This is a genomic window from Hypericibacter terrae (assembly GCF_008728855.1).
Classification (GTDB): domain Bacteria; phylum Pseudomonadota; class Alphaproteobacteria; order Dongiales; family Dongiaceae; genus Hypericibacter; species Hypericibacter terrae.
Window position 1 is genome coordinate 3,831,058 of record NZ_CP042906.1, and the last position, 20,578, is coordinate 3,851,635.

At 66.1% G+C, this 20,578-nt stretch carries 16 protein-coding genes; 5 read left to right on the forward strand and 11 right to left on the reverse strand.

Features of this window, described 5'->3' with window-relative positions:
- Nucleotides 1–23 precede the first annotated feature (23 nt).
- From pssA to FRZ44_RS17430, 4 genes are all read right to left on the reverse strand, one after another.
- On the reverse strand, nucleotides 24–854 hold the full coding sequence (gene pssA / locus FRZ44_RS17415) for a CDP-diacylglycerol--serine O-phosphatidyltransferase (RefSeq protein ID WP_151178382.1): 831 nt from the start codon (nucleotides 852–854) through the stop codon (nucleotides 24–26).
- Complete coding sequence (locus FRZ44_RS17420) at nucleotides 854–1,591, reverse strand: phosphatidylserine decarboxylase (RefSeq protein WP_151178383.1); 738 nt, start codon at nucleotides 1,589–1,591, stop codon at nucleotides 854–856. The genes pssA and FRZ44_RS17420 overlap by 1 nt, the downstream gene beginning before the upstream one ends.
- Before the next feature lie 135 nt (nucleotides 1,592–1,726).
- Nucleotides 1,727–2,434 (reverse strand): fumarylacetoacetate hydrolase family protein, encoded by a 708-nt coding sequence (locus FRZ44_RS17425; RefSeq protein ID WP_225308314.1) that lies wholly within the window; start codon nucleotides 2,432–2,434, stop codon nucleotides 1,727–1,729.
- 65 nt (nucleotides 2,435–2,499) lie between these two features.
- Complete coding sequence (locus FRZ44_RS17430) at nucleotides 2,500–3,642, reverse strand: VIT1/CCC1 transporter family protein (RefSeq protein WP_151178385.1); 1,143 nt, start codon at nucleotides 3,640–3,642, stop codon at nucleotides 2,500–2,502.
- A gap of 189 nt (nucleotides 3,643–3,831) precedes the next feature.
- On the opposite strand from FRZ44_RS17430, the gene FRZ44_RS17435 reads away from it, so the two are divergent.
- Nucleotides 3,832–4,302 (forward strand): hypothetical protein, encoded by a 471-nt coding sequence (locus FRZ44_RS17435; protein WP_151178386.1) that lies wholly within the window; start codon nucleotides 3,832–3,834, stop codon nucleotides 4,300–4,302.
- A 19-nt stretch (nucleotides 4,303–4,321) separates the two neighbouring features.
- Here FRZ44_RS17435 and FRZ44_RS17440 read toward each other — a convergent pair whose 3' ends face one another.
- Both FRZ44_RS17440 and FRZ44_RS17445 read right to left on the reverse strand, forming a co-directional pair.
- Nucleotides 4,322–5,395, reverse strand: a complete 1,074-nt coding sequence (locus tag FRZ44_RS17440) for a LysM peptidoglycan-binding domain-containing protein (RefSeq protein ID WP_151178387.1) — start codon at nucleotides 5,393–5,395, stop codon at nucleotides 4,322–4,324.
- 179 nt (nucleotides 5,396–5,574) lie between these two features.
- The gene (locus tag FRZ44_RS17445) at nucleotides 5,575–6,543 is read right to left on the reverse strand and encodes a c-type cytochrome (protein WP_151178388.1); all 969 of its coding nucleotides are present in this window, start codon (nucleotides 6,541–6,543) and stop codon (nucleotides 5,575–5,577) included.
- A gap of 224 nt (nucleotides 6,544–6,767) precedes the next feature.
- On the opposite strand from FRZ44_RS17445, the gene FRZ44_RS17450 reads away from it, so the two are divergent.
- Both FRZ44_RS17450 and FRZ44_RS17455 read left to right on the forward strand, forming a co-directional pair.
- Nucleotides 6,768–7,352 (forward strand): LOG family protein, encoded by a 585-nt coding sequence (locus FRZ44_RS17450; RefSeq protein WP_151178389.1) that lies wholly within the window; start codon nucleotides 6,768–6,770, stop codon nucleotides 7,350–7,352.
- Between the two features lie 70 nt (nucleotides 7,353–7,422).
- Nucleotides 7,423–8,442, forward strand: coding sequence for a glycosyltransferase family 4 protein (locus FRZ44_RS17455; RefSeq protein WP_151178390.1), 1,020 nt, complete (start codon nucleotides 7,423–7,425; stop codon nucleotides 8,440–8,442).
- A 90-nt stretch (nucleotides 8,443–8,532) separates the two neighbouring features.
- Here the strand turns inward: FRZ44_RS17455 and FRZ44_RS17460 are convergent, their stop codons facing one another.
- Nucleotides 8,533–11,703: an efflux RND transporter permease subunit gene (locus FRZ44_RS17460; RefSeq protein WP_151178391.1), complete on the reverse strand. Its 3,171-nt coding sequence runs from the start codon at nucleotides 11,701–11,703 to the stop codon at nucleotides 8,533–8,535.
- An 8-nt stretch (nucleotides 11,704–11,711) separates the two neighbouring features.
- Nucleotides 11,712–12,872, reverse strand: coding sequence for an efflux RND transporter periplasmic adaptor subunit (locus tag FRZ44_RS17465; RefSeq protein WP_151178392.1), 1,161 nt, complete (start codon nucleotides 12,870–12,872; stop codon nucleotides 11,712–11,714).
- Between the two features lie 262 nt (nucleotides 12,873–13,134).
- On the opposite strand from FRZ44_RS17465, the gene FRZ44_RS17470 reads away from it, so the two are divergent.
- On the forward strand, nucleotides 13,135–14,349 hold the full coding sequence (locus FRZ44_RS17470; protein ID WP_151178393.1) for an NADP-dependent isocitrate dehydrogenase: 1,215 nt from the start codon (nucleotides 13,135–13,137) through the stop codon (nucleotides 14,347–14,349).
- 76 nt (nucleotides 14,350–14,425) lie between these two features.
- Entirely contained in the window at nucleotides 14,426–14,971 is a 546-nt protein-coding gene (locus FRZ44_RS17475) for a peptidylprolyl isomerase (RefSeq protein ID WP_151178394.1), read from the forward strand.
- Nucleotides 14,972–15,492: 521 nt separating this feature from the next.
- On the opposite strand, the gene FRZ44_RS17480 is transcribed toward FRZ44_RS17475, so the two are convergent.
- The 3 genes from FRZ44_RS17480 to FRZ44_RS17490 form a co-directional block, all read right to left on the reverse strand.
- A complete protein-coding gene (locus tag FRZ44_RS17480) occupies nucleotides 15,493–16,677 on the reverse strand; it encodes a cyclic nucleotide-gated ion channel (protein WP_151178395.1) in 1,185 nt (394 codons plus the stop codon).
- Nucleotides 16,678–16,709: 32 nt separating this feature from the next.
- On the reverse strand, nucleotides 16,710–19,376 hold the full coding sequence (gene alaS, locus FRZ44_RS17485; protein WP_151180343.1) for an alanine--tRNA ligase: 2,667 nt from the start codon (nucleotides 19,374–19,376) through the stop codon (nucleotides 16,710–16,712).
- Between the two features lie 288 nt (nucleotides 19,377–19,664).
- On the reverse strand, nucleotides 19,665–20,483 hold the full coding sequence (locus tag FRZ44_RS17490) for an isocitrate lyase/PEP mutase family protein (protein WP_151178396.1): 819 nt from the start codon (nucleotides 20,481–20,483) through the stop codon (nucleotides 19,665–19,667).
- Nucleotides 20,484–20,578 lie beyond the last annotated feature (95 nt).

Below are 20,578 nucleotides of genomic sequence, written 5' to 3' on the forward strand. Positions count from 1 at the left end.
CCCGAGCCTGCCTGCTCGAAAGGTCAGTGAGGCGGCAATTCATCCGGCTCGTCGAGATCGGCTTCTTCCATCGCGGCGGGGCCTGCGGCCGGGACCACCGGCGTCGTGCCCGCGAGGCGACGATAGGAGAGCCAGCTCAGCGGCATCGAGCAGAGATAGAGGCCGCAGATGCCGAGCAAGGTGAGCCAGGGGCTCGAGGCCAGGAAGGCCGCCAACGCCCCTACCATCAACAGGGTAGGAAGAACGAAATGTTGCGGCACCTTGATCCGTTTGAAAGAGTAGGTCGGCAGCCGGCTCACCATCAGGCCGGCGACCGCGACCGCGACGATGCCCGCAAGCCACGGATTGTCGAAATAGCCCGGCCCCACGGCGAGGTCGGCCACCATCGGCACCAGCACCAGGCCGGCCGCCGCCGGCGCCGGCACGCCCATGAAGAAGCGACCGGTCCAGGCCGGCAGGTCGGTGTTGTCGAGCTTGGTGTTGAAGCGGGCCAGACGCAGGCCGCAGCAGACGCAATAGAGCAGCACCGCGACCCAGCCCGGCGCCCCGGTCTCCGACAGATTCCAGAAATAGAGCAGCAGCGCCGGGGCCACCCCGAAGCTGACGAAGTCGGAAAGCGAATCCAGCTCGGCGCCGAACTTGCTGGTGCTGTCGAGCAGGCGCGCGATCCGGCCATCCAGCGCATCGAGGATGGCCGCGATCAGGATCGACACCACGGCCGCTTCCCAATGCTGATGCAAGCCGAAGCGAATGCTGGTCAGGCCGGCGCAGAGCGCCAGCAAGGTCAGGATATTGGGGATCAACCGGTTGAAGGACTGGTCGCGCAGCCGCGCGACCGTAGGACGCCTACGCATCAGCGCATCTCTCCTCTTCGCATGGGTTCGGCCGATTGCAGGTCGGCAAACACCGTCTCGCCCGCGACCGAACGCTGGCCCACCACGACCAGCGGCGCGATGCCCTCGGGCAGATAGACATCGACGCGGCTGCCGAAGCGGATCAACCCGAAGCGTTCGCCCGCGCGCACCGCCTGGTTCGTCTCGATATCGCAGCGGATCCGCCGCGCCACCAGGCCCGCGATCTGGACCACCGCGAACTCATGGCCGTCCGCGCTGCGTAGCCGGACCGACTGGCGCTCGTTGAACTCGCTCGCCTTGTCGAGCGAGGCGTTGAAGAACTTGCCGGGCCGGTAGCCCAGCGACAGCACCGTGCCGTCGACCGGCATGCGGTTCACATGCACGTCGAACACATTCATGAAGACGCTGATGCGGATCAGCGGTAAGGCCGGCATGCCCAGCTCCGCCGGCGGCACGGCGGGCTCGATTGCCTGCACCACGCCATCGGCGGGCGCGATCACCAGCCCGGCGCGGATCGGCGTCACCCGCGGCGGGTCGCGGAAGAAATAGATGCACCACAAAGTCGCCACCAGCCCGACCCAGCCGAGCGGCGACCAGAGCCACCACAGCAGCAGCGTCGCGATCGCGAACAGGCCCGCGAAACGCCAGCCCTCGCGATGAATGGGAACCAGGATGCGATCGAGCAAGGAAAAGGTCCTGTGGCTTGCCGTGACGGCCGGGTGCCGGGCGGCGCGCATTCTATCCTCGGGCGGTTGCCGAGGGGGTAAGCATTCCCGGCGGCCCGCCACGCCCTCTCCCGATCCCTCTCAGATCGGCGTTTTACCCTGCTATTTCAAGGGATATATCGGCATCCGGGGCGGAACTCCCCGGCCTCAGGCGACCTCGATCCGGAGCTCGCCCACGCCCTCGACGCCGCCATGGAGCCGGTCGCCGCGCTTGACCGGCCCGACCCCCGCCGGCGTGCCGGTGAAGATCAGGTCGCCGGGCTTCAGCTCGAACAGCGCCGAAAGATGGCCGACGATCTCCGGCACCGACCAGATCAGCTGGCTGAGATCGCCCGTCTGGCGCCGCTCGCCATTCACGTCGAGCCAGACGGCGCCCTTGGCCGGATGGCCGATCTGCGACGCCGGCACGATGGCCGAGCAGGGCGCCGCCTGCTCGAACGCCTTGCCGACCTCCCAGGGCCGGCCCAGCTTCTTGGCCTCGCCCTGCAGGTCGCGCCGCGTCATATCCAGGCCGACCGCATAGCCGAATATGCAGGCTGCCGCGTCCTTGGGCGCGATGTTCTTGCCGCCCTTGGCCAGGGCCACCACCAGCTCGAGCTCGTGATGCACATCGGTCGATCGGTCGGGATAGGGGAACCTGCCGCCGTCGGGCACCAGCGTGTCGGGATTCTTCTGGAAGAAGAACGGCGCCTCGCGCTTCGGGTCGTGGCCCATCTCGATCGCATGCTCGGCATAGTTTCGCCCGACGCAATAGATGCGATGCACGGGAAAGAGCTGGGTCGTGCCGCGGACGGGCAGGCTTGGCTGTGACGGCGGCGGAAAGACGTAGCGGCCGGATGCGCTCTGCTGGGTCACGTCGAGTTTCTTTCTCGTATGATTGAGGGAGGTGAGCGGATATTTGGAGAGCATGGTCCTAGGGGTCAACCCGCGAGACTGACGCCGACCAGCCGCCCGATCAGGAAGGTGACGCCGGCAGCGGCGAACCCGATCAGCAGCTGGCGGAATCCGGAGAACAGAACGCCGCGCCCCGTGAAGAGGCTCGTGCCCGCGCCGATCGCGAACAAGGCCGCGCCGCTGGCGATCAAGCCAGCCAGCAGCGCCGCCTCCGCGCCGAGAAAGAACAGCCCAAGGATCGGGAAGACGGCGCCGAAGGCGAACAGGCAGAACGAGGTGCCGGCCGCCGTCCAGGCCGACCCGCCCAGTTCGTCGGGATCGATGCCCAGCTCTTCGCGCACCAGCGTATCCAGCGCCGTGTCCTTGTTCGCCATCAACTGATCGGCCAGCGCGCGCGCCTGCTTCTCGTCGAGGCCCTTGGCCTGATAGATCAGGATGATCTCTTCCTTCTCCTCATCGGGCGCCTGTTCCAGCTCGCCGGCCTCGGTGTCGATCTGCTGCTGGTAGAGCTCGCGCGCGCTGTTGACCGACAGCCATTCGCCCATGGCCATGGAACAGGCACCGGCGACAAGGCCGGCGAGACCGGTGATCAGCAGGGTGTGAGAGTCGACGGTGGCGCCCGCCACGCCCATGACCAGGCTCAGATTGGAGACCAGCCCGTCATTGGCGCCCAGCACGGCCGCCCGCAGGGCATTGCCACCGGTCCGATGGCGCCCCTCGATGCGCCCGAGCGTCGAGCCGGGCAGCCCGCCCTTGGGACCGCCCGCGATCGCCGCCAGGATCCGGGCGTGAGAGCGCTCCGCTTGCGGCAGTCCACCGGCGACGGCATCGGGCTGGCTGTCGTAGCTGCCGACATCCGCCCGCTCGAGCCCGCTGATGACCGGCAGCACGAATTCCGGTCCGAAGCGACGCGCCAGCCAGCCCAGGGCCCGGGTGCGCCAGCCGGCACGCAGGGGCCTGATGCGTTTTCCCAGCCCCTCGAGCTTTCGCTCCCAGAACTCGCCATGGGCCTCCTCGACCGCCGACAACCGCCGATAGACCTCGGCGATCTTCGGGTCGGGCTCGGCATCGGCCAGCGAGCGGTAGAGCTGGGCGCCATCCACTTCGCCTTGAAGATTGGCGCGATAGCGTCGTTCGGAGGCGGCGGGTTTCACGGATTGTTCGGTCATGGCGGCAATCTACAACAGGCTGGGCAGTCCCAGAACGCAAAGGCTGGGACTCGCCGGCAGCCTCGGGGGTCCGGGTTCAAACCCCTGATTGCCCCTAATTCTGCCAATGTTTCTGGGCATTTAACTTATCCTTAAAAGCGCCCGTGATACGCCTTTCTGAGCGAGTTTCCCGATAAGGTTCCGAGCCCCATGGCGCAGACAATGTTCGCCCAGATCGCGCGCCAGGCGCTGCCCATCGAGATCAGTGCGGTCTCGGTCAGCGCGGAAGGCATCATCGAAGAACGGGGCGAAGACAATCCGGTCGCCTTCCGCTTTGCGTTCCTCGGCCATCGGTTCAGCGGCCAGGCCTTCGCCACGCAGGCAGGCGCCCGGCTGACGATCGGCGCAGATCTCCTGCCGCTGCCCTACTCGATCGAATCGCGCGAGCGCCGGCAGCGCGCGCTGGCCCTCCTGCAGGCGACCCGCCAGCTGCCGCACACCCGCCTCATGACCGGCGCCAATATGAGCGTCCGCGCCGTGGGCGAAATTCCGGTCGAACGCCCGCTGACCGCCGGCCGTCTGATCGGCGCCACCACCGTCCTGCTGCTGGAACTGATGCCTTATCTGGCGCTGGTGGCCGAGTTCCTGCCGCCCAAGCGGGCGAGCAAGAACGCCGCCTGAAAGCGCGCCGCCAGCGCCGTCAATTGGTGCTGGCTTGCGGCAGCTTGAAGACCTGACCGGGATAGATCAGGTCGGGATTGCGAATCTGTTCCTTGTTCGCTTCGTAGATCACCGAATATTGCCAGCCGCTGCCGTAGGTGCGCCGCGCCATCCGCCACAGGCTGTTGCCGGGCTGGACCACGATGCTCCCGGTCGCGGAATCGGCAGCCGCGAGATCGCCGGGCTTGGCCCGTTCGAACGGCGTCTCGACGCGCGCCGTCACTTTGCTTTCGCCATTCAGCTGATCGGCGCGCAGCGTGTGGAGGCCCGGCGGCACGGGCAGCTGGGGACGCAGTTCCCAGCGGCCGTCGGCGCCGGCCAGGGCCTGGCCCAGCAACCCATTGTCGAGATAGATCATGACCTGAGCGCCGGGCTCGGCATGACCGCCGACGATGATGTCGCCGTGATTGTCATAGTCCACGGTGTCGAGCGACAGGGCGCCCATGCGCGGTGCCTGAGCATCGGGCGTGGCCGTGCCGGAGGGCGCGGTCGACGGCAGTTGCACCACCTGCGTGGCGCTGCCGCCATTGCGCGGCACGATGACGGCGAGGGCCTCGCCCGTGCTGCCGCCGGTCTGGCCCGCGAGCGTCGTGCCGGGCTGCGGCACGACCGCCACCACCACGTCGTCCGATTCCGTCGCCGGTCCCCCGCCCGGCGGCACTGCCGACAGCGAGAGCTGATGATTGCCTGGCGCCAGCGGTTTCTCGGGCAGGAACACCCATTCGCCGCGCTCGTCGGCAGTCACCTTGCCCAGCACCTGGCCATTGTCGCTGATGGTGACCTCCGCGCCCGGCGGCGCGCGGCCGGCGATGACCGTCTCGCCGGTCGGCTTCACCCGGACGACGTCGAAGCTGGGCTTGAGCTCGACGGGTGCCGGCGTTTCGGTCGTGGCGGTCTCGGTCGCGGTCTCGCCTGCGGGCGCGCTCGCCGTCTGCTCGCTGGAGACGGTCGCCGGCGGCTCGTCGCTGCTCTGACGGTTGATCGTGAATTGCAGCACCAGCGCCGCCGCCACGACAGCCGCGCCTAGGATCACAATGAGGAGAACGCGGTTCAATTCGACTCTCGTAACGGGCCATCACGGTCGGCGTTTCGCGGCCTGGCGACTCCGCCAGCGCTGACGCCCAAGCGTAACAGCCGAGCGCGGCCCTGTCATGCCGCTGAACCGGAAGGGTTAACAGCCACAACCCGGCGTGCCTGCGGGGTTTTCGCGACCTCGGCGGCTGGCCGCGGGCCTCAATTGCCGGGCTGTGTCGCCTTGGCCGCGTCGTTTCGAATGGGCGGCAGCGACATCAGATAGTCGGCGATGGCCGTTCGGTCTGCGTCGGTGAGCTTGCTGGTGTTTTCGCTCACCACCTCGCCCATCCCGCTGCCGACATAATCGAAATTCGGCAGGGCCCCGTCCTTCAGGACACGGACCACCTGCTCCTTCGACCAGCTGCCGATTCCGGTTTGGGGATCGGGCGTGATGTTCGGCACCTTGCCGCCGCCCGGCGCCGCCGCGGTGCCCGAAAAGGCGAGGCTCCGCTCGAGCCCGCCCAGGAATCCCCGCGGCGTATGGCATTCGGCGCAGTGACCGAGCGCCTCGGTCAGATAGGCGCCCCGGTTCCAGCTCGCATCGTGGCTGTTGTCCTCCACCCAGGCACCGCCTTCCTGAAAATTCATCAGGCGCCAGACCCCGAGGAGCGCGCGCCAGCTGAAGGGAAAGCTCAGTTCATGGGGCTTGTTGGCGGTGGGGGCCGTCGGCAGGGAAAGAATATAGGCACGAATCGCCAGGAGATCGTCGGGATTGGCCTTGGTGTAGGCGGTGTAGGGGAAAGCCGGGTAGTAATAGCTGCCATCGGGCGCGATGCCCTGCTTCAGCGCCCGCAGGAAATCCGCTTCGGACCAGCGGCCGATGCCGTGGTCCGGATCGGCGCTGATATTGGGCGTATAGAAGCGGCCGAAGGGCGTGTCCAAGGCCACCCCGCCCCCCAGCGGCGCGCCACCATGCTTCTTGTCGGTGTGGCAGGCATTGCAGCCGCCGGCGGCGAAGAGATAGGCCCCGCGCCCGATCTGCGTCGTGGTGTCGGCACTGCTGTCCGCTCGGGCAGGCCCCGAAATCGCCATCAGGCCCAGCCCCAGCAGCGCCAATGCCAGGTAGCGGGCCCGGCCGGCAAAGGCCGCCCGCCGATTCAGCCCTTCGCAAGCATTGTTCGGCACCATTACCCTCCAGACCCTTGAATATCCGCCTCGAAAGCGGGGTTTTGCCCCTCGGCCCCCATCATCGGCTACCCTTTTTTGGGCGATCGATTCGGGCGGGCAAAATGCCGCCCGGCCCCCGCGCCGCTTCAACTGGCCCTGAAGGCCGGACGGGGCTATGGTCGCCGGCCTTTGTTACCGGGCGCCGCCGATGTCGCGGCCCCCAACCGATATAACCACCGGAACTCATGACGGCTTCGATCAAATCCCTGTGCGTCTATTGCGGCGCGGCCGAAGGCCGCGGGCCCGCCTATCGTGACATCGCCCAGCGGCTGGGCCGGCATATCGCGCAGAACGACGTGCGGCTCATCTATGGCGGCGGGCGCGTCGGGCTGATGGGCGTCGTCGCCGATGCGGTCAAGAGCGCGGGCGGCCAGGTCACCGGCGTGATCCCGAACTTCCTCGAGATCCGCGAGATCGGCAACCGTGAGATCGACGAGCTGCGCGTGGTGGACAGCATGCATGCGCGCAAGCAGCTCATGTTCGAGCTCTCTGATGGCTTCTGCATGATGCCGGGCGGATTCGGCACGCTCGAGGAATTCTTCGAGGTCATCACCTGGCGGCAGCTGGGCCAGCATGACAAGCCGATCGTCGTGCTGAACGAAGGCGGCTATTGGGATCCGCTGCTGCGTCTGGTCGAGCATGGCCGGCAGGAGGGCTTCATGGCCGATCCGGCGCCGCTCTATTCGGTGGTCGATCGCGTCGACGACGTGATTCCGGCCTTGTCGCGCCAGCCGGCGCCGACGAAGGTCGGCGCGGTCGGACGGATGTAAGAGGAGCCGTCATCGGGGGATGACGGCGGGGGCGCTGGGGGCAAGGCTCGCGCCATAGGGGGAAAGACGCATGCGGATCCTGGCCTACAGCCATAATTTCGTGCGCGAGGGTGCGCCGATCATTCTGCTGCGCCTGCTGCGCGAGCTGCGCAAGCGTCACGACATCCATGTCCTGAAGCTGACCCGCCCGACCGAGCCGCTCGAGGCCGAATTCGAGCGCTACGGCATTCCGCTCAAGGAAGGGGTCAAGCTCAAGGATTACGACGTCGCGCTGTTCAACACCGTGACCGCCTCCGGCATCGTGATGCAGACGGCGGGACGCTGCCCGCTGGTCTGGTGGATCCACGAGCCGAAATTCGGGCTGGGCTACACCAAGATGGCGGATTTCAAGCCCGAGGCCTTCGGCACCGCCGACCGGATCGTGTTCCCGACCCAATGGCAGGCCCAATGGCTCTGGGGCCGCTACCTCAAGCGCGACAATTGGACGGTGGTGCCCTACGGCATCGGCATGGATCTCTCGCCCCGCCCCTGCCCCTTCGAGAAGAAGCCCGAGCGCTTCTATCTCTTGCATCTGGGCCGCATCGACCCGCGCAAGGGGCAGGATCTCAGCGTCCAGGCCCTGGCCCATCTGGGCAATCCCAACATCACGCTGGTGATGCTGGGCGGGCGCAAGGAGAACGATCCCTTCGCGACGCGGCTGTTCGAGAGCGGCGTCGACATCCTCTATCCGGGCTCGGTGCCCGAAGAGATGGTCGCGGCCTATATCCAGCATTGCGACGCGATGATCTTTCCCACCCGCGACGATCTGATCACGCTTGCCATCCTTGAGGGGCTCAGCTTCTCCAAATGCGTGCTCGCGAGCGACTTCGGGCCGATCCCCGAGACCATCATCCAGGGCCGCAGCGGCCTGCTCTCGCCGGTCAACGATTTCCGGGTGCTCGCCGGCAATATCCGCATGATCTATGAGGATCGCGAGCTGGCCCAGCGGCTGGGTCAGAGCGGCAATGTGGTCCTGCACCGCAAGCACAGCTTCAAGGCCCATGTCGAGGCGATGGAGCGCGAGTTGACGCGGGTGGCGCGCGCCGGCTGAGGGCGGACGTCCCGGGTAGCAGGCCGCTGAGGCCTGGGCCCTCGGGTGCCCCATCCCCTCATGGATCGACCGCAACCGAGCCCGTTCGGCTCAGTGGCCACCTTCGGCCGGCGCTGGCGCCGGTGCCGAGGCGGGCGCCGGTTTCTCCTTGCGCTTGCCCAGCCCGTGGACCCATTCGCGGAAGCGCTGGAACACGACATAGAGACCGGGAATCACGAAGATGCCCAGCACCGAGGCCGCGAGCATGCCGCCGAACACGGCGGTGCCGACCGCGCGACGGCTGGCGGCGGCGGCGCCGCTCGCGATGACCAGCGGCACCAGCCCGAGGATGAAGGCGAAGCTCGTCATCATCACCGCGCGGAATCGCAGGCGCGCGCCGTTGACCGCTGCTTCCGAGATGGCGACGCCCTTGGCGCGCTGCGCCATCGCGAACTCGACGATCAGGATGGCGTTCTTGCTGGCCAGCGCGATCAGCACGACGATGCCGATCTGCGCGTAGAGGTCGAGGCTGAGACCCGCCACGATGATCGCGGCCATGGCGCCGGCCAGGCCCACCGTCACCGAGAGCAATACCGAGACCGGGATGCTCCAGCTCTCATACAGGGCCACCAGGAACAGATAGGCGAACAAGATCGCCATGCTGAAAACCATGACCGTCTGACCGGCGGCCTGGCTCTCCTGCAGCGCCGTGCCGGTCCATTCGTAGCCATAGCCCTGCGGCAGGGTGGCGTCCGAGACCTTCTCCATGGCGGTCAGGGCCACGCCTGAACTGACACCGGGCGCCGGCGAACCATTGACGGTCACGCTGCGATAGTTGTTGTAGCGAATGATGGCCTGTGGCTGCAGGACCGGATATACGCTCGCCAGGCTCCGGATGGGCACCATCTGGCCCTGATTGTTGCGGACATAGATGCGCCAGATGTCGTCGACTTTTGCGCGATCGATTCCCTCGGCCTGGATCTTGACCTGCCAAGTGCGGCCGAAAAGATTGAAGTCGTTGACGTAGTAGCCGCCGAGCGTGGCCTGCAGCGCGTTGAAGATGTCGCTGATCGACACCCCCAGCGTCTGAGCTTTGTAGCGGTCGATGTTGAGATAGAGCTGGGGCGTGTTGGCGGTGAACGTGCTGAAGACGGCGCTGAGGTTGGGATCCTGATTGCCGGCAACGACAAGGCCCCGCATCACGGCGGCCAGGTCCTGAGGATCCCGCCCTTCCAGGTCCTGAAGCTGATACTCGAAACCGCCGGTCGAGCCGAGTCCGATGATCGCCGGAAGGTTGAAGGGGATCACGTTGGCCGCCAGGAACGTGGCGCCCTCCCGCCGGATCGCGGCGATGATCGCCTGGACGCTCTCGTTCTTGGCGGTGCGCTCCTCAAATGGCTTCAAGGACGCGAACAACATGGCGCTGTTCGACTGATTGAGGCCGGCGAGGAAGCTGTATCCGACGACGCTGGTGACGTCCTCCACCCCCGGCATCGCCTTCACGACTTCTTCGATATGGGACATTGCCGCGCTGCTGCGGTTGACCGAGGCGCCGTCGGGCAGCTGCAGCTCGACGAAGAACAGACCCTGGTCCTCCTCAGGCAGGAACCCGGACGGCGTCATCTTCGACAGCGCCACCATGAGGAACGCGGCGCCGCCGACCGCAAGGAGGCTCAGAAGCGCCACGCGAACCAGGCGATGAACGACCCACGCATAACCGTCGCGGGTCTTGTCGATGCCGGCCATGATCCACTTGATCGGGCCGCGACGGCGATGCGTCGGCTTCAGCAGCAGGGCGCAGAGAACCGGGCTCAACGTCAGCGCGTTGATCGCGGAGAACAGCATCGCCACCGAGACCGCGACGGCGAACTGGCTGAAGAGGACGCCGGAGATTCCGGGCATGAAACCGACGGGTACGAACACCGACAGCAGCACCATCGTGATCGCGATGATCGGCGCGGTGATCTCGGTCATCGCCTTCTTGGCGGCCTCCCTCGGGCCCAGCTTCTCCTCTTCCATCAGCCGTTCCACTTCCTCGACCACGACGATGGCGTCATCGACCACGATGCCGATCGCCAGGACGAGCGCGAACAGCGTGATCATGTTGGCCGAGAATCCGAGCACCAGCAGAATTGCGAAGGTGCTGACGAGGGAGACCGGAACCGCGATCAGCGGCACCAGGGTCGCGCGCCAGGATCCGAGGAACAGGAAGACCACGAGCACGACCAGAATAAAGGCCTCGACCAGCGTATGGAGCACCTGGCTGATCGATTCCTTTACGAAGCTCGTCGTGTCGTAGACGATCTTGTAGTTCACGCCCTCGGGAAACCGCTTCGAGAGCTGCGCAAGGGTCGATTGAACCTTCTCGGCGACGGCGACCGCATTGGAGCCCGGCGCCTGGTAGATGCCGATGACGGCGGCGGGCTTGCCGTTGAAACGCCCGAAGGAATCCGACGTCGTCGCCCCGAGTTCGACCCGCGCGACGTCGCCGACCTTGACCACCGAACCGTCCGGATTGGCGCGCAGGACGATGTTGCTGAATTCGGCTTCGGTGACCAGTCGGCCCTGGGTCTGGATGTTGAGCTGGAACTGCTGGTCGGCGCCGATCGGCTCCGCGCCGATGCGCCCGACCGCGGCCTGCACGTTCTGGCTCTGGATCGCGCTGATGACGTCGTTGGGCGAGAGGCCGTAGCTGGTCAGCTTGTCGCTGGAGATCCAGATCCGCATCGAATAATCGAGCGGGCCGAAGATGAACACGTCACCCACGCCGTTGATCCGGGCCAGCACGTCGATCAGATTGATCGTGGCATAGTTGCTGAGAAAGAGTGCGTCGAAGTTGTCGTTGGGCGAGTACAGCGAAATGATCTGCAGCAGTGCCGAGGATTTCTTCTTGATCGTGAGCCCCTGACGCGACACCTCCTGCGGCAGCTTGGACTGGGCAAGGTTCACCCGGTTCTGCACGTTCACCGTGTTGATGTCGGGGTCGGTGCCGAGAGCGAAGGTGACCGTCAGCGTGTAGCTTCCGTCATTGCCGCTGGTCGACTTCATATAGAGCATCTTGTCGACGCCGTTGACCTTCGATTCGATCGGCTGGGCGACGGTCTGCTCGACCACGGCGGCACTGGCGCCGGGATAGGATCCCGTGACCTGAACCTGGGGCGGCACGATGTTCGGGAACTGCGCCACGGGAATCGAGGAAATCGCAATCAACCCGGCAATGACCGTGACGATGGCGATGACGAACGCCATCCGGGGGCGGTCGATGAAGATGGCTGACAGCATGGCGCTGCTCAGCTCTTGATGGCGGGTTGGACGTCGGTCGGCGTCACGGGCTGTCCGGGCCGCACCTTTTGAATGCCGTCCACCACGATCTTTTCGCCTTCCTTCAACCCTTCCAGGACCGTGCTCTCGCCGCCAGATCCAGCCTCGATCTTGATTCGCCGCATCTCCGCCTTGTTGTCCGCGTCGATTACAAACACGTAAGCACCGGCCTGATCGAGCTGGATCGCCGTCTGCGGGATCGACAGCCCCATGCGGCCCTCGCCCGTCTCGACGGCGACGTTGACGAACTGGCCATCCACCAGCACGCCGTCGGGGTTGTCGAACACGGCGCGGACCAGCACCGTGTCGGTACCCCGGTCCACCTCGACATTGATGAAGTCGATCTTGCCTATGTGGTTGTAATCGGAGTTGTCGGCGAGCTTGAGCTTCACGGCGATCGCGTCGGTCGCGCCCGGTTCCGGGTGCTGGCGCCGATAGTCGGTCACGATCCGCTGCGCCACCGGAAAGGTTACATAGATCGGATCCTGGCTGACGATGGTCGCCAATGTGCCGGACTGCGGCGTCAGGTAGCTGCCGACGGTGAACGTCGACTGGCCGATGCGCCCCGAGATCGGCGCCTTGATCTCCGTGTAGGCAAAATTGATCTGGGCCTGCTCGAGCGCGGCCTTGGCCTCGAGAATCTGGGATCTGGCCATCGTGTCCTCGGCCTGGCGCTGATCGAGCGTGGCCTGCGGAATGTTGTTGGTCTTGACCAGCTGCTGCGCGCGCGCCAACTGCACGGCGGTGTTCTTTTGGGCGGCCTCCGCGCTGTCGAGCTCGGCGGCCTTCTGGTCGAGTTGGGCCTGGTAGGGCGGCTGCTCGATCACGAACAGGAGATCGCCGACGTTGACATGCTGGCCCTCCTGGAACAGCCGCTTGTCGAGAAAGCCATTGATCCGAGCCAGCAGGTCGACCTTGTCGATCGCCTGGACGCGTCCGGTGAACCCGGTGCTGGGATTGATGGGTTTGCTGGTCACCGCCATGACGCCGACGGCCGGCGGCGCGGGGGGCGTTTGCTGAGCCTGCTGCTTCTCGCCGCAGGCGGACACAAGGAGAACCGCCGCGAGTACCAGCGAACCGGTCGCCGCCTTGATCCGATATCCTCCGCTCAACCCACGCGCTTCACGCATTTTCGGCACCCCCAGACTTTGTATAGCCCTTCTCCGCCCTTACCGGGCAAACTATCACCTCCCCGCGGTCTTGGCACTCCGGGCCTACCCCGAGGCCGGACACCGCGCCGGGGTAGGGTGGGCTGGCCGTTCGGGAGCCTGCCCCGGCGCTTGCGCGCCCCGATCTCGATGCTATGTTCGGGCGCCTTTTCTCAGGGTCCCGATCCCGCGCGGCCCTCTCCGCGGCTCCCCCGTCTCACCTCTTCGTAGGGATTTGGTTCAGATGCAGAAGATCAAGGTCAAGAATCCGGTCGTCGAGCTCGATGGCGACGAGATGACACGCATCATCTGGCAATTCATCAAGGAGCGCCTGATCCTTCCCTACCTCGATATCGACCTGAAATATTACGACCTCGGGATCGAGAGCCGCGACAAGACCCAGGACAAGATCACGGTCGACGCGGCCAATGCGATCAAGCAGTACCGGGTCGGCGTCAAATGCGCGACCATCACCCCCGACGAAGCGCGGGTGAAGGAGTTCAACCTCCAGAAGATGTGGAAGTCCCCCAACGGGACCATCCGCAACATCCTCGACGGCACCGTGTTCCGCCAGCCCATCATCTGCAAGAACGTGCCCCGCCTGGTGCCGGGCTGGACCCAGCCGATCGTGATCGGGCGCCATGCCTTCGGCGACCAGTATCGCGCCACCGACTTCGTCGTGCCCGGCAAGGGCAAGCTCACCATCAGCTTCGAGCCCAGCGACGGGGGCGCCGCCATCCGCCACGAGGTGTTCGACTTCCCGGGCTCGGGTGTGGCCATGGCCATGTATAATCTGGACGATTCGATCCGCGGCTTCGCGCGCGCCTGCTTCAACTATGCGCTAGGGCTCGGCTGGCCGGTCTATCTCTCGACCAAGAACACGATCCTCAAGGCCTATGACGGCCGCTTCAAGGATCTGTTCCAGGAGGTCTTCGACAAGGAATTCGCGACCGAATTCAAGAGTCGGAAAATGGTCTATGAGCACCGGCTCATCGACGACATGGTGGCGAGCGCGCTGAAATGGTCCGGCGGCTTCGTCTGGGCCTGCAAGAACTATGACGGCGACGTGCAGTCCGACACGGTCGCCCAGGGCTTCGGCTCGCTCGGTCTCATGACGTCGGTGCTGCTGTCGCCCGACGGCAAGACGGTCGAAGCCGAGGCGGCGCATGGCACGGTCACGCGGCATTTCCGCGAATATCAGAAGGGCCGGGAGACCTCGACCAACCCGATCGCCTCGATCTATGCCTGGACCCGCGGCCTCTGGTATCGCGGCAAGTTCGACGGCACGCCGGAGCTGCAGCGCTTCGCGGAATCGCTGGAGAAGGTCTGCGTCGATACGGTCGAAGCCGGCCACATGACCAAGGATCTGGCGCTCCTGATCAGCCCGGATCAGACCTGGATGACGACCCAGCAGTTCCTGGCCAAGCTCGACGAAAACCTGAAGAAGGTACTGGCCTGATCGCGAGGGCGCGGCCGCATCGGCCGCGCCCTGTCCGCTTCCTTCACCCCGACGTCATCACAAGGAATTCGTTACGATGCGTCATTTTCTCGTGGGGCTTCTGGCCCTTGTGTTTCTCACCCTCGCCGGAGGCAAAGCCATGGCCTATGACCCCGAAAACACCCTTTTCATGGACCTCAAGGACGGCCGCGTCGTCATCGAGATGCGCCCCGACCTCGCGCCCAAGACCGTCGCCCGCATCAAGGAGCTGGTGCGCCAGCATTTCTACGACGGCGTTGTCTTCCACCGCGTGATCGCCGGCTTCATGGCGCAGACGGGCGACCCGACCGGCACCGGCCGCGGTGGCTCCGGCAAGAAGCTCCCGGCCGAGTTCAACGGCGAGCATCATCTGCGCGGCACGGTTTCGATGGCACGGGCCGCGGATCCCGACAGCGCCGACAGCCAGTTCTTCATCTGCTTCGCGCCGGCGGAGTTCCTCGACGGTCAATACACCGTCTGGGGCCATGTCACCGAAGGCATGGAGTTCGTGGACAAGATCAAGAAGGGCGACCCCCAGAGCGGCGCGGTCAACAACCCGGACAAGATCATCCGCATGCAGGTGGCTGCGGACGTCAAGCAATAGGCGCTTTCGAATTCGCGACGGCAGATTCAAGGGGCCCTTCACGGGGCCCCTTTTTCTTTGCGCCCTCCTCCACGTCGCTGTGCTCGAGAGGCGGCTGATAACACTCGTTAACGAGGTCGCGTCATGCGATCGCGTCAAGGAAACCAATCCGCATTAAATGCCTTACAGTTTAAGGAACAAGCTTAACGGACGAATCCCCGGTTGCAGCAACGCGTTAGATTGAATTCCTCATGAGCGCCTTAAGCTGGTCCTTTATCTTTGCCCCTTTGCCTCGGAACCCGAAGCGCTAGCTTATGTTAGAGAAGCAACCGGCCGATTCACGGTACGGAATGGGAGGGGCATCCGAACGCCCCGATGCGGATGGGCTCTGGTCACTCGGGCAGGAGGAGGCTGGAAATGGCACAATTGGTCGGACTCTTTACGCTGTTCGTCGCGCTCTTCGTCGCGGCGGGGATGTTCGCGCTCTGATCTCGGGCGCGGCGCGGACCTGATGCGGGACGCCACCGTTCGATGCGCCTGGCCTAGCGGGGCGGGTCGGAATCGGGCGGCTTCGCGACGGCCTGATCGAAGATATGGAGCCGATCCTCGACCACGGCTTCGATCTTGGCTTTGAGATCCGGCATCTGCGCCATGAGACGACGAAAATCGTCGACGTCGAGGGCCAGGAGTTGCGTGTCCTCGGCGGCGGTGACCGTGGCAAGCCGCTGGACATCTTTCAGCAATGCGATCTCACCGAAGAACTGACCCGGTCCGAGCCTGACCGGCTCCGGCTTCAGTTCCACCTCCACGGCACCCTTGAGAACGAAGAACATCGCGTCGGCCGAATCGCCGCGACGGACGATGGCGAAGCCGCGCGGCACCGATTGCGGCTTCAGGAGCCGCGTGATCGAAGCGATCCGCGAGGCATCCAACCCGGCGAAGAGCGGCACGTTCGCGACCGCCTGCCAGCTCACGGTGAAGTCGCGCCGCCGGATTTCCTGTGCGAAGCCCGTGGCGAGAATGCCGGTCGGCACGGCGAAGAGAGCGATTCCCAGCAACATGATCATGCCGCCGAAGACACGACCCGCCGCCGTGACCGGCACCATGTCGCCGTAACCGACCGTGGCCATCGTCACGATCGCCCACCAGAGCGTGTGCGGGATGCTGTCGAAGAGCTGCGGCTGCGCGCTTCGTTCGAGCAGATACATGACGCCGGAGGCGAGGACGAGGACCACGACCATTGCCATCAGCGCGCCGAACAGGGAACGCGCCTCGTTCTGGAGGACCGTGCCCACGAGCCCGAGGGCCGGCGCGAAGCGCGCGAGCTTCAGCAGCGCCAGGAGATCGACCAGTTCGACCACCCCGCTATTGACCGGCAGGACCAAGGCCAACCATCCGGGCAGGATCACGATCAGATCGGTGATGCCGAGGAAGGAGCGGGCATAGAAGAGGCGCGCGGCTCGGCTGTAGCGGCCTGAGGTCTGCTCGGGCGCGATCCAGAGCCGGACGGCATATTCGAGGGTGAACACCAGGAGCGCCATCAGCCCGAGAGCCTGCGCCAGCGCGACTTGCGCGGCCGAGGCATCCGGGAGGCTCTTGACGAAGCTGCAGGCGACCGCCGCCAGAATGCTCGCCATGAGCACGACATCGACAAGGAGCCGCAGGCCGCGATGGGAGGTCGTGTCTCCCACCAACCGGAACGCCAGCGCCCTTGAAGTCCCGGTCATCGCCTTTCCCCCGGCCTCCGACCGAGCCGCTTCTAGGCGGCGCGGGAGAGGTTCGCCAACGCCTGCTCGATCGCGGCCAGCGCCGCCTCGGCGGCAGTCGCATTGGGCCCGCCGGCCTGCGCCATGTCGGGCCTGCCGCCGCCGCCCTGCCCGCCCAGCGCCTTGCTGCCGGCCTTCACCAGCTCGACCGCGTTGACGCGGCCCGTGAGATCGGCGGTAACGCCGACCACGAGCGAGGCGCGGCCCTCTTCGCGCGCCAGGAGCACCACGACGCCCGAACCGATCTGCTTCTTCATCTCGTCGACCATGCCCTTGAGCTCCTTCGCAGGCACGCCGTCGAGCAGGCGCGAGACGACCTTGATGCCTCCGATCTCGCGATGCGGCGCCGCCGTCTGGGTCCCGGCACCGCCGCCGAGCGCCGCCGCCTTGCGCGATTCGGCGAGCTCACGCTCGAGCTTGCGGCGCTCCTCGACCAGGCTCGCGATGCGCGCGGGCAGATCCGCGGGCTTGGTCTTCAGCACCGCCGCCGCCTCGGCCACCAGCGCCTCCTGCTCGCGGGCATGCTTCTCCGCGCCGACGCCGGTCAGGGCCTCGATGCGGCGCACGCCGGACGCGACCGCGCTCTCCGACAGGATCTTGAAGGCGCCGATATCGCCCGTGCGGCGCACATGGGTACCGCCGCAGAGCTCGGTCGAGAAATGCTCGCCTTCCTCCTGGCCGCCCATCGAGACGACGCGGACCTCTTCGCCGTACTTTTCGCCGAAGAGCGCCAGGGCGCCGGCCTTGACCGCGTTATCCGGGGTCATCAGTACGGTCTCGACCTCGGCATTGTGCCGGATGCGGCGATTGACCTCGGCCTCGACGATCTCCAGATCCTCGCGCGTCAGCGGCTTGGGATGGCTGAAATCGAACCGCAACCGCTCTGCCGCGACCAGCGAGCCCTTCTGGGTGACATGATCGCCCAGGCGCCGGCGCAGGGCCTCGTGCAGCAGATGCGTCGCCGAGTGATTGGCACGCAGCGCGTTGCGCCGCTCGCCATCGACCCGCATCTCGACGGCGTCGCCGAGCTTGACCTCGCCCCGGACCACCTTGCCGTGATGGACCCAGAGGTCGCCCAGCTTCTTCTGCGTGTCGGCGATCGCGATCTCAAGGCCGGAGCCGTTGAACCAGATGCCGCTGTCGCCCATCTGGCCGCCGGATTCGCCATAGAACGGCGTCTGGTTGGCGATGAGCAGGACCTCGTCGCCGGCCCTGGCGCGATCGACCGGCTTGCCGTCCTTGACGATGGCGGCGACCACGCCTTCGGCGGTCTCGGTCGAGTATCCCAGGAACTCGCTGGCGCCGAGCTTCTCCTTGAGCTCGAACCAGAGCTTCTCGGTCGCGGCTTCGCCCGAGCCCGACCAGGCGCGCCTTGCGGCCGCGCGCTGTTCTTCCATCGCGCGCTCGAAGCCCGCATTGTCGACCTTCCGGCCCTGGCCGCGCAGGATGTCCTGGGTCAGGTCGAGCGGGAAGCCGTAGGTGTCGTAGAGCCGGAAGGCGACATCGCCGGCCAGCGCCTGGCTGGAGCCGAGCTTGCCGGTCTCCTCCTCCAGCAGCTTGAGGCCGCGCTCGAGCGTGGCGCGGAAGCGCGTCTCCTCGAGCTTGAGCGTCTCGGTGATGATCGCCTGGGCGCGGATCAGCTCCGGATAGGCCTGGCCCATCTGCTGCACCAGCGCCGGCACGAGGCGCCACATCAGGGGATCGACCGCCCCCAGCTTGTGCGCATGGCGCATGGCGCGGCGCATGATGCGCCGGAGCACATAGCCGCGGCCTTCGTTCGAGGGCAGCACGCCGTCGGCAATCAGGAAGCTCGATGAGCGCAAATGGTCGGCGATGACGCGATGCGACACCGCCTGGGGCCCGTCCGGCGCCACATTGGTCGCGTCTGCCGAGGCCATGATCAGCGAGCGGATCAGGTCGATATCGTAATTGTCATGCTTGCCCTGCAGCACGGCGGTGAGGCGCTCCAGTCCCATGCCGGTGTCGATCGAGGGCCGCGGAAGACTGACGCGCTCCTCCTTCGTCACCTGCTCGAACTGCATGAAGACGAGATTCCAGATCTCGATATAGCGGTCGCCATCGGCTTCGGGGCTGCCGGGAGGGCCGCCCGGGATGCCCGGACCATGATCGAAGAAGATTTCCGAGCAGGGCCCGCAGGGGCCGGTATCGCCCATCGCCCAGAAATTGTCCGAGGTCGGGATGCGGACGATGCGGCTCTCGGGCAGGCCCGCGATCTTCTTCCAGAGACCGAACGCCTCGTCGTCGGTGTGGAACACGGTCACCCAGAGCTTGTCCCGGGCCAAGCCGAATTCCTTCGTGATCAGGTTCCAGGCGAGCTCGATCGCGCGTTCCTTGAAATAGTCGCCGAAGGAGAAGTTCCCCAGCATCTCGAAGAAGGTGTGATGGCGCGCGGTATAGCCGACATTCTCGAGGTCGTTATGCTTGCCGCCGGCGCGCACGCATTTCTGCGCGGTCGCGGCCCGCACATAGTCGCGCTTCTCCTGGCCGGTGAAGACATTCTTGAACTGCACCATGCCGGCATTGGTGAAGAGCAGGGTCGGGTCGTTGCGCGGCACCAGCGGCGAGGACGCAACGACCTCGTGCCCGTTCTTCCGGAAATATTCCAGGAAGCTGGTGCGGATCTCGTTCGTCGTCGGCATATGGCCGGGGGTCGTCGGCCCAGGGTTGTTGGACGTCATGAGGCTCGAATGCTCCGGTCGGCTGGCAGGAAGACCATGCGGGCCGGCGCCAGGGGCCGGTCCGGTTCCAAGGGCGAGCGATCCCCTCCGCCCCGCGACAGGCGGATCGGATCATCCCGCAATGCACCCTAGATTAGAGGGCTTTTACCAACCGCTTAAGAGGCTTGTCCAGGAACGGCTGGGACTGGGATTTGGGGCCGGCGGCCCGGCTTTCCAAGGCGCCCCTTCCCGCCCCTCGCCCGGTCCCGGTCAATCGAAGGCGGCGTTGAGCTCGGTATGGGGCGTGGCCTCGGCGGTGAAGCCGAAGGTCCCCCGTTCCTTGAGCTCCCGGGCGGCCTTGAGGAAGCCGCCGAAGGCGGCGCGGGCGAGGCTGCCGCCGACGCTGACGCGGCGCACGCCCAGGGCCGCCAGATCGGCGACCGTGGCGCCGCCCGGCCCCATCAGCACATTGACCGGCCGGTCGACCGACTTCACCAGGGTCGCCACCTCCTCGCGGGTGCGCAGGCCCGGGGCATAGAGCACCTGGGCCCCCGCCTGCTGATAGGCCTGGAGCCGGCGGATGGTGTCGCCCAGATCGGCGCGGCCATGGAGATAGTTCTCGGCGCGACCGACCAGCAGGAAGGGGAAGGAGAGGCTCTTCACGACCTCGGCCGCCGCCACGATGCGCTCGACGGCATGGGCGATGTCATAGACCGGCTTGTCGCCCTCGCGGGTGGAATCCTCGATGGAACCGCCCACCAGGCCCACCGCCACCGCCCGCTTGATGGTCTCGGCCGCCGCCTCGGGCTTGCTGCCGAAACCGTCCTCGAGGTCGGCGGTGACCGGCAGATCGGTCGCGGCCACGATCGCATGGGCATTGGTGATGGTCTCGTCGCGGGTCACCCGGCCGACGCCATCGGGCTTGCCCAGCGTGAAGGCGAGGCCGGCGCTGGTGGTGGCCAGCGCTTCGAAACCGAGGCCGGCCAGCAGCTTGGCCGAGCCCGCATCCCAGGGGTTGGGCAGGATGAAGCAACCGGGTTTGTCATGTAGCGCCTTGAAGCTCCGCGCCTTCTCCGCCTGCGTCACCATCGTCCGACTCTCCCGGTCAAAACCTGTCTGGGAACCGATCTTCCCATCGCGGCAATCCCGCTGTCACCTGCCGAAGCCTCATGCCAGCCCTGACA